The following is a 15,262-nucleotide window of genomic DNA, read 5'->3' as shown; positions in this document are numbered from 1 at the left end:
CAGGCGCGTCACGCGGGCGCCCCGGCCATCAGCCCGTGCTTGACCAGCAGCGCCGCGATCGCGCGGTCCTGCTCCGGATCCGGCGGGAGCGCGGGCTGGCGGCTGGCGCCGACGGAAGGGTCCATCACGTAGAGCGCGCGCTTCACCAGCGCCGGCGGATAGCCGAGGCCGTAGAGATCCTTCCGGAAGGCGCCGAAGGCCTCCTGCGCCGCCTCCGCGGCCTTGTCGTCGCCCGCGTTGAACCCCGCGAGGATCGCCGCCAGCGTCTCCGGCATCACGTTGCCGAGGCCCGAGATGCAGCCCGCGGCGCCGTTCCCGAGCGCCCAGAGGATCAGGTGGTCGGGGCCGGAATAGACCTCGAAGCCCGGCATCTCCCGGCTGACCTGGAGATAGGCCTCGAGCGTCTCCTGCGCGCCGCCCGAATCCTTGATGCCGGCGATGTTGCCGTGGGAGGCGAGGGCCTTCGCCGTCGCGGGCTCGATGTGGTTCTGGGTGCGGGCCGGGATGTCGTAGAGATAGACCGGCGTCGTCACCGCGTCGGCCACGGTCGAGAAGTGCCGGATCAGCCCGTCCTGGGTGCACTGGATGAAGAAGGGGGTGATCACGGCGATGCCGTCGACGCCGATCCGCGCGAATTCCTTCGCGAGCAGCACGGTCTCGAAGGTCGCGGGCATGCCGGCGTTGACGATCACCCGCGCCTTCCCGCCGACCTCCTCGACCACCTCGGCGCAGAGCCGGACCTTCTCGTCGAAGGTGAGCGCGGTGAAGTCGCCGTTGGTGCCGGCGCACATGATGTTGTTGCCGGCCGCGACCTGGCGGCGCACCTGGGCGCGGGTCGCGGCGTAGTTGACGGTCTCGTCGTCGTTGAAACAGGTGACGAGCGCGACGAAGGCATCCTTGGTCATGATCGGGTCTCCGCGGGCCTCAGTAGGCCGCCTCGTAGATTTCGAGAATGTCGGCCTCGGAGAGGTCGACCGGGTTCCAGTCGAGGAGCCGCCGGATCGCATGGGCCTCCTTCGCGGAGGCGGGCAGGTCGTCGCGCGGCACGCCGTGGGCGCTGAGCTTCATGTCGAGGCCGAGCTTCTCGCAGAAGTCGTTCGCCCCGCCCAGAACCTGCTGCCGCCCCTCGGCGCCGAAGCCGAGCGCGCGGCCGACGAGCGCGGTCTTTTCCGGCACGGCGGGCGCGTTCACCGCGAGCACATGCGGGAAGATGAGCGCGTTCGCGATCCCGTGCGCGAGCTTGTGCCGGGTGCCGAGCGGATAGGCGATCGCATGGCCCGCGGTCGTGTTGACCGGGCCGAGGCAGACGCCGCCGTAGAAGGCCGCGAGCGAGAGGCCCGCGCGCGCCTCGAGATCGGTCCCGTCCGCGACCGCGCGGGCGAGGTAGCGGCCGACGAGTTCGATGCCCCGGAGCGCGTAGTCGTCGATCATCGGATGCGCGCGTTTCGAGGTGAAGGCCTCGACGCAATGCGCCATCGCGTCGACGCCGGTCGCGGCCGTCACCATCGGCGGCACCGAGACGGTGAGCGCGGGGTCGATGATCGCGATGTCGGCGAGCATCTCGATGCTCTCGGTCGCGATCTTGTTCTTGGTTTCGGGGTCGGTGATCAGCGCCCGCGTGCCGACCTCGCTGCCGGTGCCCGCGGTGGTCGGGATCTGCGCGAGCGGCACCCGCCGCTTCGGCGCGCGGTTCGGGCCGGAGATCCCGGGCAGGCGCTGGTCGCTGGTCGCGAGCACCGCGACGAGCTTGGCGAGGTCCATCGCGCTGCCGCCGCCGAAGCCGATCACCGCGTCGGCACCGGCCTCCTTCGCCGCCGCGACGGCGGCTTCGAGATTGGGCAGGTCGGGCTCGGGCACCACCTCGCCGAAGACGGTGACGTCGCGAAGGCCGAGGATGTCGAGCCGGGCGGCGTTCACCTTGTCGGCGACGACGAAGGGACGCCGCGCGCCGGTGGCGGCGAGCCAGGAGGCGAGCGTCTCCACCTGTCCCGCGCCGAAGCGCAGGATCGGCGGGCGCTGCGTCTCGATCGGATCACTGAGGTTGAGCATGGATGCGTCTCCTTAGGCGACCGCGCGGCGGCGGGCCTTCTGGACCTCGGGATCGGGGTCGAGACCGGCGGCGAGCAGGCGGCGGGTATAGGGCTGGGCGGGGGTGTCGAAGATCTCGCGCACGGTGCCGATCTCGACGACGCGGCCCTTCTCCATGACCATCACGTGGTCGGCGAAGTCGCGCACCACCGGCAGGTCGTGGGCGATGAAGATGAAGGCGATGCCGAGCTCGCGCTTGAGCTTCGCGAGGAGCTCGATCACCTGGGCCTGGATCGAGACGTCGAGCGCGGAGACCGCCTCGTCGGCGATGATGAGCTCGGGTTCGAGGGCCAGCGCGCGGGCGATGGCGATGCGCTGCCGCTGCCCGCCCGAGAACTGGTGCGGATAGCGCCGCGCATGGTCGGGCGAGAGGCCGACCTGGGTCAGCAGTTCCGCGACCCGCTCCTTCCAGCGCGCCTTCGGCAGGATCTCGGGATGGATCACCCAGGCCTCGGAGATGATCTGGAAGATCGACATCCGGGGATTGAGCGACTGGGTCGGATCCTGGAACACCATCTGGATCTCGCGGCGCATCGCGTAGAGTTCGCGCGACGGCATGGTGAAGAGGTCGCGCCCCTTCCAGAGCGCGCGGCCCGAATCCGCCTCGATCAGCCGCAGGATCGCCTTGGCGACCGTCGACTTGCCCGAGCCCGACTCGCCCACCACGGCGAGCACCTCGCCCTTGCGAAGCTCGAAGGAGACGTCGTTGAGCGCCTTGAACGGCCCGTAGGACTTGCAGGCGCGCTCCACCCTGAGCAGCGCCTCGCCCTCGGCCATCGGCGCGTTCATCTCGCCCTTGCCGGGGGCCGCGGCGATCAGCTTGCGGGTATAGGGATGCTTCGCATGGTGGTAGATCTCGGCCGGCGTGCCGGCCTCGACGATCTCGCCCGCGTTCATCACCACCACGCGGTCGGCCACCTCGGCGACGACGCCGAGATCATGGGTGATGAGCACGAGGCCGAGGCCCATCTCGTCCTGAAGCTCGCGCAGGAGTTTCAGCACCTCCGCCTGCACCGTCACGTCGAGCGCGGTGGTCGGCTCGTCGGCGATGATGATGTCGGGTTTCATCGCCAGCGCCATCGCGATCATGATGCGCTGCCGCTGGCCGCCCGAGAACTGGTGCGGGTACTTGTCGAGCGAGGCCTCCGGCTCCGGCATGCCGACGCGGCGCATCAGGTCGAGCGCGCGCGCCGCCGCCTCGGCCGCGGGAACGGCGTGGACGCGCATCACCTCGCGCAGCTGCCAGCCGACGGTATAGACCGGGTTCAGGTGGCTGAGCGGATCCTGGAAGATCATCGCGATCCGCTTGCCGTTGATCCGCCGGCGTTCCTCGTGCGTCGCTGTCAGCAGGTTCAGCCCGTCGAACAGGATCTCGCCGGAGGTGATCTCGCCCGGGGGCATGTCGATCAGGTTCAGGATCGCCGACGAGGAGACCGACTTGCCCGAGCCCGACTCGCCGAGGATGGCGAGGGTCTCGCCCCGGTCGACATGCCAGCTCACGTTGTTGACCGCGTTGACGATGCCCTGCGCGGTGTGGAAGCGCACCGACAGGTTCCGCACCTCGAGCAGATGGTCAGCCATTGGCCTTGCCTCCCCCAATCTTGTTCGCAGGCGTGATCTCCAGCCGCCAGCGCTGGGCGGGATCGAGGGCGATCCGGAGCCAGTTCGACAGCAGGTTGAGCGAGAGCGTGGTCAGGATGATCGCGAGGCCGGGCCAGAAGGCGAGCCACCAGGCGTTGGCGAGGTACTGCTTGCCCTGCGCGACCATCAGGCCCCAGGTGATCTCGGGCGGCTGGATGCCGATGCCGAGGAAGGAGAGCGCGCTTTCCGCGAGCATCACGAAGGCGAAGTCGAGCGTCGCGATCGTCACCAGCGTCGGGATCACCATCGGCAGGATGTGGCGGAACACGATCCGGAGCGAGGAGGCGCCCATCACCTGCGCCGCCTGGACGAACATGCGCTCCTTGATCTCCAGCACCTCGGCGCGGGTGGTCCTGAGGTAGACCGGGATCCGGGTGACGGCGAGCACGAGGATCACGTTCCCGACCGAGGGCGAGAGCATGTAGAGCACGATCACCGCGAGCAGGAGCGAGGGGAAGGACATGATCACGTCGGCGAGGCGCATGATCACCGTGCCGAGCCAGCGCGGCCCGTAGCCGGCGGCGAGGCCGAGCATCGCGCCGATCGAGGCCGAGAGCGCGACCGCGCCGGCGGCGATCATCAGCGTGTTGCGCGCCGCGACGATGATGCGCGCGAGCAGCGGGCGGCCGAGCGCGTCGCCGCCGAGGATCATGAGCCAGCCCTGGTCGAGCGAGAAGGGGGCGAAGTTGCGGGCGCGCAGGTTCTGCCTCGTCGCCGCCTCGGTCAGCAGCGCCGGGCCGAGGATCGCGCAGAGGATCGCGATCAGGAGGAAGATCACGGCGGCGGTGGCGAACTTGTCGCGCCAGAGCATGCCGAGGACGACGCGGAGGCGGCTCGGCTCGGCGGGCCCGGAGGAGGTGAGGGTGGACATGTGCTGCGCCTTCAGGGGGGACGAGACGGCCATCGGCTCAGGTCCGGATGCGCGGATCGAGCAGCGCGTAGGCGAGGTCGATCAGCAGGTTCATCACGAAGATCGCGATGGCGGTGACCATGATCGCGGCGAGGATCACGTTGAAGTCGCGGTTGAGGATCGAGTCGATCATCAGCTTGCCGACGCCGGGGAAGCCGAAGATCGTCTCGACCACGACCGCGCCGTTCAGGAGCGCCGCCGCCTGGTCGCCGACGACGGTGATGACCGGCAGCATCGCGTTCCTCAGCGTATGGACGAAGATGATCGAGCGGTCGCGCACGCCCTTCGCCCGCGCGGTCTTCACGTAGGCGGAGCCGAAGGCCGAGACCATCGAGCCGCGCACGACCTGGAGGATCAGGCCGAAGGGCCGGATGAAGAGCACCGCGATCGGCAGGATCCAGTGCCAGACCGTGCCGGTTCCGCTCGTCGGCAGCCAGCCGAGGCCGATGGCGAAGACGGTGATGCCGACGATCGCCACCCAGAAATCGGGGGCCGAGGCGCCGATCAGCGAGGTGAAGGTGACGATCCGGTCGAAGATCCCGCCGGGGCGGAAGGCGGCGAGGGAGCCGATCACGACCGCCGCCGCCGTCACGAGCGCCATGGTGATGAGCGCGAGCCAGAGCGTCCAGACGAAGGCCTGGGTCACGACCTCGATCGCCGGGCGCGCCTGGCGGAGGCTGTCGCCGAAGTTCAGATGCAGCACGTCCCAGACGTAGCGGCCGAACTGGACGATCATCGGATCGTTCAGCCCGTGCAGTTCGCGGAACTGCTCGATCATCTGCGGCGTGGCGTCGTCCGGCAGGAAGAGCGCGGCCGGGTCGCCGGTGAGGCGCGAGAGGAAGAAGACCATCACGAGCAGGAGCACGAGCGAGGCGAAGCTCGAGATGATGCGGGAGGCGTATCGGGGCATGGCGTCCTCCATCTGGAGCCGGACGGCGGCGCGCCCGGGGCGGATCCCTGTCGCCGGCGCGCTGGCGCGGCGGTTCTTCTTGATCGGCTTGATCGGCGGGGCGGCGGAACGGGTCGGTCGGCGGATGAGCGCGCCCGCTCATCCGCTCGCCCGGGGCGGGCGCGCGCGCGTGTGCGCTCACGCGCCCGCGGGTCTCACTTGAACGAGATTTCCGAGAGCGGCAGCATCGAGTTGGTCGCGATCGTCGGCGTGAACTCGATCCGGTCGCCGACGCGGGCGAAGCTCACCATGTGGAAGAGCAGGACGTCCGGCACCACCTCGTCGTGGAGATAGGCGAAGAGCTCCTGCCAGTCCTTCGTGCGCTCCTCGCCGGTGGCGGCGGAGGCCTTGGCGATCATCTCGTCGACCTTGGGATCGGCGATGCCCGACTGGCGGCCGTTCGAGTCGTACTTGAAGAACATCGAGAAGACCGGGTCGCCCTTGCTGTTGTCATGGCTGACGAAGAGCATCTGCGGCGGCCGGCCTTCCTTGAAGGGCTTCGAGTAGAGCTCCTCCTGCTGGGCGACCTCGACCATCTGCAGTTCGACGTTGAAGCCCACGTCCTGCATCATCTGCTGCAGCGCCTCGGAGACCTCGGTCACGCCGGGGAAGAGGTTGGAGCGGCCGATCAGGTAGAGGGTCGTGTCGACCGGCACGCCGTCGGCCTTGGCCGCGGCGAGCAGTTCCTTCGCCTTCTCCGGGTCGTAGGGGTATTCCTTCACGTCCGGGTTCCAGCCGAGCGTCGTCGGCGGCACCATGGCGACGGCCGGAACCGTGCCCTCGGGCAGCAGCGTGCCGACGAAGGCGTCGCGGTCGATCGACATGTTGAGCGCCTCGCGCACGCGCTTGTCGCTGATCGGCGGGATGGCGCTGTCGAGGCGCAGGTAGGTCGTCTCGGAATTGAGGTAGGAGACGTCGGTCTCGGAATCGGTCGCGTCCACCGCGGAGATCGACGGCGCGAGATCGGCCTCGCCCTGCGCGACCATCGCGGCCGCGACGGCGGGATCGGTGCGGAAGACATAGGTCGCCTTCTCGACCGCGGGCTGCTCCCCCCAGTAGTCGTCGCGCCGCTCGAGCACGACGCTCTGGCCCGGGCTCCAGGAGGCGAGCTTGTAGGGGCCGGTGCCGACCGGCTCGCGGACGAATTCGACCGGGGTCTCCGACGGCACGATGGTGACGAGCGACATGAGCAGCGGCAGGATCGGCTGCGCCGGATCCGCGGTGATGTCGATCGTGTGCTCGTCGACGACGTCGAAGGTGAGCTTGGTGTCGCCGAAGTAGCGCGGCGTCTCGCAGGTCAGCTTGTCGCTGCTCGCCCGCTCGTAGGAGGCCTTCACGTCGGCCGCGTCGAAGGCGGAGCCGTCGGAGAAGGTCACGCTCTCGCGCAGGTGGAAGCGCCAGGTGCCGCCGCCCATGTCCTCCCAGGATTCCGCGAGGCGCGGCAGGACGCCCTTGCCGCTCTTCACGTCGTATTCGGTCAGCGTCTCGCTGACGTTCTCCATGATGATCCGGCCGATGTTCGACCGGGTCGCCATGCAGGGCTCCATCAGGTCGATGTCCTCGCCGAGCACGATGGTGACGTCCTTGCCCTCCTGCGCGAAGGCCGGCGCCAGCGGCGGCAGCGCCAGCGCCAGCGCCGAGGACAGCAGCAAGGTTGTTCGCTTCATTCTTTTTCCTCCCGGTAGGTAACCGCGGTCACGCCTCGGCCAACGATCGGCACGGGCGCCGGTACTCCCGAACGCCCTCAGGGTGACAGTCGCCGCGAATCCTGTCAACATGATAAATATTCTTCCAGGCGGGTCAGGCAGCGTCGGGAATGGGTCGATGCCAAATCGCTGAATATGCACGGGAAATGGAGATTTTGAGATATGGAGAGCCGATATTTCCAACTTGACAGGCGTTGCAAAGTTGTTCATTCCGGGCGCCAAACCATGCAAGGGGGGAGGCTCGGATGACGCCTGAGGACATCGCGGCGCGGATGACCGGACGAATCGAGGCGGCCGGGCCGGGGCGGGCGGAAGCCTTCCTCGCCTCGCCCGTGGCGCACAACCACGCCGCCTTCCTGACGTGGCTGCCCGACGGCGCGCTCGCCTGCGCCTGGTTCGGCGGCACGCTCGAGGGGCGCTCGGACATCTTCATCCATCTCGCCACGCTCGCCCCCGGCGCGGATGCCTGGAGCGCGGCGAGCCGCGTCTCCGACGATCCCGACCGGTCCGAACAGAACCCGGTGATCTTCACCGATCCCGAGACCGGCGCGCCGGGCCTCTTCCACACCGCCCAGCCGGGCGGACGGCAGGAGGAATGCGTGGTCCGCTTCCGCCCGCTCGAGATCGGGCAGGGCGCCGCGCGCTCGGGGAAGTCGCGCACGCTCGACCTGCCGAAGGGGAGCTTCGTGCGCGCCGCGCTCACCCCGCGCGACGACGGCGCCTGGATGCTGCCGCTCTTCCTCTGCCGGACGAGCCCCGGCGCGCGCTGGACCGGAAGTCACGACGTCGCGGCGGTGGCGACGAGCACGGACCGGGGCGCGAGCTGGGATCTCGTCGAGGTGCCGGGCTCGACCGGCTGCGTGCACATGACGCTGGTCCCGCTCGGCCAGGGGCGGATCGCCGCCTTCTTCCGCCGGCGGCAGGCGGATTTCGTCTATCGCAGCGAGAGCGCGGACGGCGGCCGCTCCTGGTCGGTGCCCGAGGCGACCGACGTGCCCAACAACAATTCCTCCATCGTCGCCGTGGCGCTCGCCGACGGCCGGGTGGCGCTCCTCTGCAACCCGGTCAACGCGGCGCAGTCGGATGCGCGGCGCGAGTCGCTCTATGACGAGCTCGGCGAGGGCGACGACGGGCGGGCCGATCCCGCGGGCGGCGTCCCGGCGATCTGGGGCGTGCCGCGCGCGCCGCTGACGCTCTGCCTCTCGGAGGATGGCGGGCGCAGCTTCCCGCGCCGGCGCGTGGTGGAGGACGGTCCGGGCACCTGCCTCTCGAACAACGCGCTCGACGGGAAGAACCAGGAGCTCTCCTATCCCGCGATGGTCGAGGCGCCCGACGGCGCGCTGCACCTCGCCTTCACCTTCCACCGCCGCGCGATCAAGCATGTCGTGCTCGACCGGAGCTGGATCGACGCGATCTGACGCCGCTTCCGCGTCCCCGGCCTTCCGATCCGCTTGCACCGCGCCCGCGCGCGCCTAGGGTGGAGCGCGCGGAATGGCGCGGCCGGTGGAGGCGGAGATGAAGAAGATCGGGTTCCTGTCCTTCGGGCACTGGTCGCCGGCGCGGGGATCGGGCACGCGCTCGGCCCGCGACGCGCTCCTCCAGTCGATCGAGCTCGCGGTCGCGGCGGAGGAGCTGGGGCTCGATGGCGCCTATGTCCGGGTGCATCACTTCGCCCGCCAGCTCGCCTCGCCCTTTCCGCTGCTCGCCGCGATCGGCGCGCGCACCAGCCGGATCGAGATCGGCACCGCCGTGATCGACATGCGCTACGAGAACCCGTTCCACATGGCCGAGGACGCCGGCGCCGCCGATCTGATCGCCGGCGGACGGCTGCAGCTCGGGCTGAGCCGGGGCTCGCCGGAACAGGTGATCGACGGCTGGCGGCATTTCGGCCATCTGCCCTCCGAGGGCGAGAGCGACGCGGACATGGCCCGCCGCCACGCCGAGATCTTCCTCGCCCTGCTCGCGGGCGAGGGGTTCGCCGAGCCCAATCCGCGGCCGATGTTCCCGAACCCGCCCGGCCTCCTGCGGCTGGAGCCGCATTCGGAGGGGCTGCGCGAGCGGATCTGGTGGGGGGCCGCGACCGATGCCACCGCCGTCTGGGCCGCGAAGCTCGGGATGAACCTGCAGAGCTCGACGCTGAAGTTCGACGAATCGGGCGAGCCGCTCAGCGTCCAGCAGGCGCGCCAGATCCGCGCCTATCGCGCCGCCTGGAAGGAGGCGGGCCATGCCGGAGAGCCGAGGGTCTCGGTCAGCCGGAGCATCTTCGCGCTCGTCACCGATCAGGACCGGGCGTATTTCGGCGGCTCGGGCGAGGGCGGGGATTCGATCGGCTATATCGACGCGGATACGCGCGCGGTCTTCGGGCGCTCCTACGCCGCCGAGCCCGACCGGCTGATCGAGGAGCTGGCGCGGGACGAGGCGGTCGCCGAGGCCGACACGCTGCTCCTCACCGTGCCGAACCAGCTCGGCGTCGATTACAACGCCCATGTGCTGGAGGCGATCCTGACCCATGTCGCCCCCGGGCTCGGCTGGCGCTGAGCCGGCCCGGCGGCGGTCCCTCCGCGCCTCCGGCCGGGGCGAGGATTTCCTCGGCAAGCCGTCGCGGCGAGGTATAGGATGAGCGGCCGCCGGCCCCCTTTCTCCCCCCGGCCGCGACCCCTTGGACATATCGAGCCCCGCGAACATGCCGACGACCTCCGCCGATCTCTACAGCCAGATCACCCTCTCGCCCCTGAACCTCGAGGAAGTCGCGGCGATCCTCGTCGTCGCGCTGCCGCTCGCCGCGATCCTCGGCTTCTGGCTCGGGCGCTTCCAGCGCCGGAGGCTGCGGGACGAGGCCGAGGCGGTCGAGAAGATCCTCGGCGACGCGACGATGAACACCTTCCTCGCCCTGCTCGGCCTGCTGCTCGCCTTCGCCTTCGGCAATTCCCTCTCGGTCGCGCAGGCGACCAAGGATGCGATCACGAACGAGGCGGCGGCGCTCGGCACCGCCTTCCTGCGCGCCGACTATCTCGCCGAGCCGGGCCGGACCGAGCTTCAGGGCGCGCTGCTCGATTACGCGCGGACCCGGATGCTGCCGCGGGACCACGCGATCCGCAACGCCGCGGAGGCGCATGCCTTCCTCGAGAGGACGCTCGCCGCGCAGGCCCGGCTCTGGCCGCTCACGCTCGCGGCGACCGCCGATCCGACGCCGGCGCCGATCCAGGCCTTCGTCGCCGGGGCGATGAACGAGGCGCTCGACGCGCATCTCTACCGGATGGCGACGGTCTCGGTGCCGATCGCGGCCTTCACCCAGATCGTGCTGCTGGTCGGTTCCGTCATCGCGGTCCTGCTGCTCGGCAACCGGACCGGCATCCTCGGCCACGCGCTGACCTGGCGCACCTTCGCCTTCGCCTCCTTCCTGATCATGATCATGTACATGGTGGTCGACATCCGGCGGGGCAGCGAGGGGCTGATCCGGGTCGACGACAGCCTGCTCGCCGCCACGATCTTCGACATGGAGCAGTCGCTCGCCGCCCGGAAATAGGCTCCCCGATGTCGGCGCCGGCGCGGGTCAGGCGGGACGCCAGTCGAAGGCCAGTTCCTCGCGGAAGGCGAAGCGGACGAGGTGGCGGACCACGACGTCCCGCAGCCGCTCCATCTCCGCCGGCGCGGCCTCGAGCTCGATCCTGAGCGCCTCCGGCCCGGCGGCGAGCCGGGCGGTGCCGGCGGCGAAGGGGATCGTCCCGGAGGTCTCGGCATAATCCACCGCCGGGATCTTGTGGGCGAAATGCTTGCAGAGCTGGCCGAGGTAGCGCGCGGCATGCGCGGTCCTCACCTCGGCGAGCTCGCGGATGGCCGCCCCGGCGGGTTCGGCGGTTTCGGGGACCGTCCGGGTGGTCGCGTCGGTCATCGTGTTCTCCACGTTGCGCGCCGCGGCCCGGATGGCGGCGGCGACGGTTTCGATCGTCTCGGGGTCGGGGACGCCGGCGGCGAAGCGGCGGCGCAGCGCGTGCTTGAGATCCCCCATCGCCTCGCGCACCTCCGGCGCCGGGGGGCGGCGGTCGCCATGCCCGCCGGCCGCGTCGCGGAAGGCGGGCGGAACCGGCTTGCTCGCGGCGAGGAAGGCCGTGCCCTCCGGCGTGATCGCATAGCGTTTGCGGCCGGCCTCCCGGACCGGCTCGGCATAGCCCATGTCCTCGAGCCAGGAGAGGGTCGGATAGATCACCCCCGGGCTCGGGCTGTAGCCGCCGCCCATCCGCTCCTCGATCGCCCGCATCAGTTCGTAGCCGTGCCGGGGCTCCTCGGCGATCATGCCGAGCACGATGCCCCGGAGCGCGCCGTAGTCGAAGGGCCGGCGCCCGCGCCGCCCCTCCGCTCCCTCGCCGCGGTGGCGCGGCGGATCGTCGTCCATGTGTTTCATGCCGGTAACATAGAAACAGATATGTCGAAAATCAAGATATATCGGAAATCAAGATATATCATGAATTGAGATAGATCGTGAATCGGGCCTCGCCCGCGCCGGCGGCGCGGGATCGGGTCGGGCCGGGCGGAGGGCTCAGCCGTGCTCCGCCTCCGCCCGCGCGGCCTCGCGGAAGGCGGGCAGCGCGGCCTCGACCATCGCGTCGGTCGCGGTCAGGCAGAGGCGGAAATCCTCCGGCCGGTCGAAGAGCGTCCCCGGCATCACATGGACCCCATGCTCCCGCAGGCGCCCGGCGAAGGCGGCGGCGTCGCCGCCGGGGGCGCGGCCCCAGAGATAGAAGGTTCCCTCCGGCCGGGTCATCGCGTAGCCCCAGCCCGCCAGCGCGTCGAGCATGCGCTCCCGCCGCCGGGCGAGCGCGGCGATGTCGATGCCGAGGGGCTCCAGATCCGGCAGCGCGTAGATCAGCGGCGCGTCCGGCACGTTCCAGCCATCGGCCATCTGCGCCGCGAACCGGATCCGGCGCAGTTCCTCGCGCTCGGCCGCGGGCAGCAGGGGCGAGATCGCGAGATAGCCGAGCCTCAGGCCCGGCGCGAGCAGGATCTTGCCGTAGGAATAGTCGACCAGCGTATGCGGATAGACCGCCGCGGGGGAGGTGAATCCGGCCCCGTCGAAGCGGACGCGGCGGTAGGGTTCGTCGGAGAGGATCCAGATCCGGCGGCCGATCTCGGCGGATTTCGCCTCCAGAAGCGCCGCGAGCGCGCTTAGATCCGCGCGCGAATAGATCCGGCCTGTCGGGTTGTGCGGCGTGTTGACGATCACGATGCGCGTGCGCGGCGTGATGGCCGCCGCGATCGCCTCGGGATCGAGGTCGAAACGCGGCGGGGCGAGCGGCGCCGGCACCTCCGTCGCCCCGACGGCGGCCAGCATCGCGCCGTAGCAGAACCAGCCCGGAAGCGGCGAGACGCATTCGTCGCCCGGTTCGAGCAGCAGGGTGAAGGCGAGCCTGATCGCCCCGAAGGCGCCCCGGGTGAGGGCGATGTCCTCGGGCTCGTAGGGCAGTTCCAGTTCCGCCGCGAGCACGTCGGCGAGGAAGGCGCAGGCTTCCGGCTCGTTGGCCTTGTAGGCGAACCAGTCCACGCTCCGGGGCTCGGCGCGGGCCCTGAGCGCGGCGACGAGGCCGGGCAGGGCCATGTCGCGCGGATCGCCGAAGGTGAAATCGGCCACCGCCGGCCTCTCCGCCATCTGGGCGCGGTGGGACAGGAAGAAGTTCTCGACCCTGCTGAACGATCGGGCGGCGGCATGCGCGCGGGCGGCGGCGACGGACATCGGTTCCTCCCTGGAGGATGAATGGGGAAGGCTGCGGCCGCCGCCAGTATACCCCGGAAGTGCCCTTCGCGCGCCGGACCTGTCGCGACGCCCGATCCGCCGGGGAAGCCGGGCGCGTGGTCGTGGGAGGAGGGAGATCGCCGTCCGTTCGGACGGTCTTCGGACGCGCCGGAAGGAATGGATACGCCGAAAACGACCGCGCGCGACCCGCCCGCCAGGGGCGTCGGAAGCGCGAAGTCAGCGAAAACGGGAGGTTGGCTGGGGAACCTGGATTCGAACCAGGACTAACGGAGTCAGAGTCCGCTGGTCTACCGTTAACCTATTCCCCATCGACCGGCGCCGTAATATGCGCCCCCGCCGGAAAGATCAAGCGCGCCGGAGAGAAAAAATCGCGCCCGCGCGCGGCTTTTTCGCCCGGCCCGCGGAGGGCGCGGGCGGAGGGCGCGGGCGGGGGTGGGGCGCGGGGGTCGACGGGCGGCGCGAACGCGCTATGGTCGCGCTCCGGACACTCCCTGGGGAGCACGCAGATGAAGATCGCCGCCGCCGCCTATCCGATCGACTGGCTCAACCGCTGGAACGAATATGTCGGCAAGATCCGCGTCTGGGTGCGCGCCGCGGCCGAGAACGGCGCGGATCTGCTGGTCTTTCCCGAATGCGCGGCGATGGAACTCGCGAGCCTCGCGCGCGAGAGCAACGCCGGGGATCCGCGCCGGGCGGCGGAGGCGGTGGCCGCGCGGGCGAAGGATGTCGACGAGCTGCACGAATCCCTCGCGCGGGAATTCTCGGTCCATATCGCCGCCGGCTCGGCGCCGATTCACGAGAGCGAGGCGCTGGCGAGCCGGACCCGCTTCTTCGCCCCCGACGGGACGATGGCATTCCAGGACCGGCAGTCGCTCTCGCCGGCGGAGCGCGCGGCGGGGCTGGCGCCGGGGCGGGGCGGGCGCGTCTTCGACACCGCGCTCGGCAAGATCGGCATCCTGCCGGGGCGCGACGCGATGATCCCCGCGCTCGCCCGCGACATGGCCGCGGCCGGGGCGGAGATCCTGCTCGTTCCGGCGGGGGCGAATTCGGTGCTCGGCTACTGGCGCGTCCGGATCGCCGCGGCCGCCCGCGCGGTCGAGACGCAGAGCGTGGCGGTGCTCGCGGCGCGGGTCGGGGATTCGGACTGGCTCGGCGGCATGCCCCATCATGTCGGCGCCGCCGCCATCCTGACGCCGCCCGAGGAGGAGATGCCGCAGGACGGCGTGCTCGCCGCCGGCAAGATGAACGCCGAAGGCTGGGTCTACGGCGATTTCGATCCGGAGCCGCTGCGCGCCGCGCGCAATCGCCGCGCCAGCGCCGATCCGGATCTCCGGGCCGCGCTGAGCGAGAGCTTCGGCCCGGTCGAGACCGTGCGCCTCGGCGCCGCCCGGGTCGTCACGTCCTGACTCCGGGCGATCAGCCCCGGCCGCGCCCGGCGCGTTCGCGCATCTCCCGCGAGCGCCGCGCGAGGCCCTTCATGCAGACCTGGCCCCGGAGCGCGCGGTCCGCGAGTTCGATCGCCAGCACGAGGTCGATCGCGCAGGGGGGGCGTCCGGGCTCGCAGGGAGACTGCCTGACCTGGTCGAGCAGCGCCTCGGCGTATTCCGCCGGCGTCAGCGGCGGCCAGCCGAACCGGGGGGCGGCGGCGGGCAGGATCTCGCCGACCATCCGGCCCCAGAGCGCGCGCACATTCGCCTCGCAGAGGCGCGGCTCGGAATCCCTCCCCATCTGATCCGATCCTGATCCTTGCTGCTTCGCCCGGATCATCTAGGGCGCGGGCGGCGCGATGCCAGATGCGCGCGGCCGCCCGCCGCCCGATCGCGCCGCCCGATCAGGTCGCCCGATCGCCGTCAGCTCCGCGCCATCGTCCAGAGCGTGCGGCAGCGCGTGCCCGAGCGGCAGTAGGCGAGAACCGGGGCGGGCAGTTCCTCGAGCGCCTCCTCGAAGGCGGCGACGTTCTGCGGCGCGACGCCGCCCGAGATCACCGGCACGAAGGCGAAGGCGAGGCCGCGCGCCTCGGCGGCGGCGCGGATCTCGGCCACCGGCGTCTGGTCCGGGCTCTCCCCGTCGGGCCGGTTGCACATGATCGAACGGTATCCCATCGCCGCGATCTCGGCGACGTCCTCGACCGAGATCTGGGTCGAGACGCTGTATTCGGGCGTGATCTTGGTGATGGACATGGCTACCCCGCTTTGGCCCTTCCCGGCGAAAGCCACGGA

Annotated in this window: 14 protein-coding genes and 1 tRNA gene; 4 read left to right on the top strand and 11 right to left on the bottom strand. The window is 70.6% G+C overall.

Annotated elements, in window-relative coordinates:
* Nucleotides 1-8 precede the first annotated feature (8 nt).
* The 6 genes from FJM51_RS09325 to FJM51_RS09300 all read right to left on the bottom strand — a co-directional run bounded on the left by FJM51_RS09325 (nt 9) and on the right by FJM51_RS09300 (nt 7,255).
* Nucleotides 9-905, bottom strand: a complete 897-nt coding sequence (locus FJM51_RS09325; RefSeq protein WP_140453866.1) for a dihydrodipicolinate synthase family protein — start codon at nt 903-905, stop codon at nt 9-11.
* Between the two features lie 19 nt (nt 906-924).
* Entirely contained in the window at nt 925-2,049 is a 1,125-nt protein-coding gene (locus tag FJM51_RS09320; RefSeq protein ID WP_140453865.1) for an iron-containing alcohol dehydrogenase, read from the bottom strand.
* A gap of 12 nt (nt 2,050-2,061) precedes the next feature.
* A complete protein-coding gene (locus FJM51_RS09315) occupies nt 2,062-3,669 on the bottom strand; it encodes a dipeptide ABC transporter ATP-binding protein (RefSeq protein WP_140453864.1) in 1,608 nt (535 codons plus the stop codon).
* Entirely contained in the window at nt 3,662-4,600 is a 939-nt protein-coding gene (locus FJM51_RS09310; protein WP_140453863.1) for an ABC transporter permease, read from the bottom strand. Before FJM51_RS09310 ends, FJM51_RS09315 begins: the two co-directional genes overlap by 8 nt.
* Nucleotides 4,601-4,637: 37 nt before the next feature.
* On the bottom strand, nt 4,638-5,549 hold the full coding sequence (locus FJM51_RS09305; RefSeq protein WP_140453862.1) for an ABC transporter permease: 912 nt from the start codon (nt 5,547-5,549) through the stop codon (nt 4,638-4,640).
* 194 nt (nt 5,550-5,743) lie between these two features.
* A complete protein-coding gene (locus FJM51_RS09300; RefSeq protein WP_140453861.1) occupies nt 5,744-7,255 on the bottom strand; it encodes an ABC transporter substrate-binding protein in 1,512 nt (503 codons plus the stop codon).
* A gap of 284 nt (nt 7,256-7,539) precedes the next feature.
* Here FJM51_RS09300 and FJM51_RS09295 point away from each other — a divergent pair, with 284 nt between their 5' ends.
* The 3 genes from FJM51_RS09295 to FJM51_RS09285 all read left to right on the top strand — a co-directional run bounded on the left by FJM51_RS09295 (nt 7,540) and on the right by FJM51_RS09285 (nt 10,820).
* Nucleotides 7,540-8,712, top strand: a complete 1,173-nt coding sequence (locus tag FJM51_RS09295; protein WP_140453860.1) for a sialidase family protein — start codon at nt 7,540-7,542, stop codon at nt 8,710-8,712.
* 97 nt (nt 8,713-8,809) lie between these two features.
* The gene (locus tag FJM51_RS09290) at nt 8,810-9,832 is read left to right on the top strand and encodes an LLM class flavin-dependent oxidoreductase (RefSeq protein WP_140453951.1); all 1,023 of its coding nucleotides are present in this window, start codon (nt 8,810-8,812) and stop codon (nt 9,830-9,832) included.
* A 145-nt stretch (nt 9,833-9,977) separates the two neighbouring features.
* Nucleotides 9,978-10,820, top strand: a complete 843-nt coding sequence (locus FJM51_RS09285; protein WP_140453859.1) for a hypothetical protein — start codon at nt 9,978-9,980, stop codon at nt 10,818-10,820.
* Between the two features lie 27 nt (nt 10,821-10,847).
* Here the strand turns inward: FJM51_RS09285 and FJM51_RS24355 are convergent, their stop codons facing one another.
* The 3 genes from FJM51_RS24355 to FJM51_RS09270 form a co-directional block, all read right to left on the bottom strand.
* On the bottom strand, nt 10,848-11,687 hold the full coding sequence (locus FJM51_RS24355; protein ID WP_233713060.1) for a DUF2218 domain-containing protein: 840 nt from the start codon (nt 11,685-11,687) through the stop codon (nt 10,848-10,850).
* 144 nt (nt 11,688-11,831) lie between these two features.
* A complete protein-coding gene (locus FJM51_RS09275; protein ID WP_140453857.1) occupies nt 11,832-13,022 on the bottom strand; it encodes an aminotransferase class I/II-fold pyridoxal phosphate-dependent enzyme in 1,191 nt (396 codons plus the stop codon).
* Between the two features lie 255 nt (nt 13,023-13,277).
* Nucleotides 13,278-13,351 (bottom strand) — tRNA-Gln (locus FJM51_RS09270).
* Nucleotides 13,352-13,549: 198 nt separating this feature from the next.
* On the opposite strand from FJM51_RS09270, the gene FJM51_RS09265 reads away from it, so the two are divergent.
* Entirely contained in the window at nt 13,550-14,449 is a 900-nt protein-coding gene (locus FJM51_RS09265; protein ID WP_140453856.1) for a nitrilase-related carbon-nitrogen hydrolase, read from the top strand.
* Between the two features lie 10 nt (nt 14,450-14,459).
* Here the strand turns inward: FJM51_RS09265 and FJM51_RS09260 are convergent, their stop codons facing one another.
* A complete protein-coding gene (locus FJM51_RS09260) occupies nt 14,460-14,771 on the bottom strand; it encodes a hypothetical protein (RefSeq protein WP_140453855.1) in 312 nt (103 codons plus the stop codon).
* 122 nt (nt 14,772-14,893) lie between these two features.
* Nucleotides 14,894-15,223, bottom strand: a complete 330-nt coding sequence (locus FJM51_RS09255) for a protein tyrosine phosphatase family protein (RefSeq protein ID WP_140453854.1) — start codon at nt 15,221-15,223, stop codon at nt 14,894-14,896.
* Between the last annotated feature and the right edge of the window lie 39 nt (nt 15,224-15,262).

It is taken from the genome of Amaricoccus solimangrovi (assembly GCF_006385685.1).
Taxonomy (GTDB): Bacteria; Pseudomonadota; Alphaproteobacteria; order Rhodobacterales; family Rhodobacteraceae; genus Amaricoccus; species Amaricoccus solimangrovi.
The sequence above is the reverse complement of the archived record's forward strand: the minus strand, read 5'-3'. Positions and strand labels throughout refer to the sequence as shown.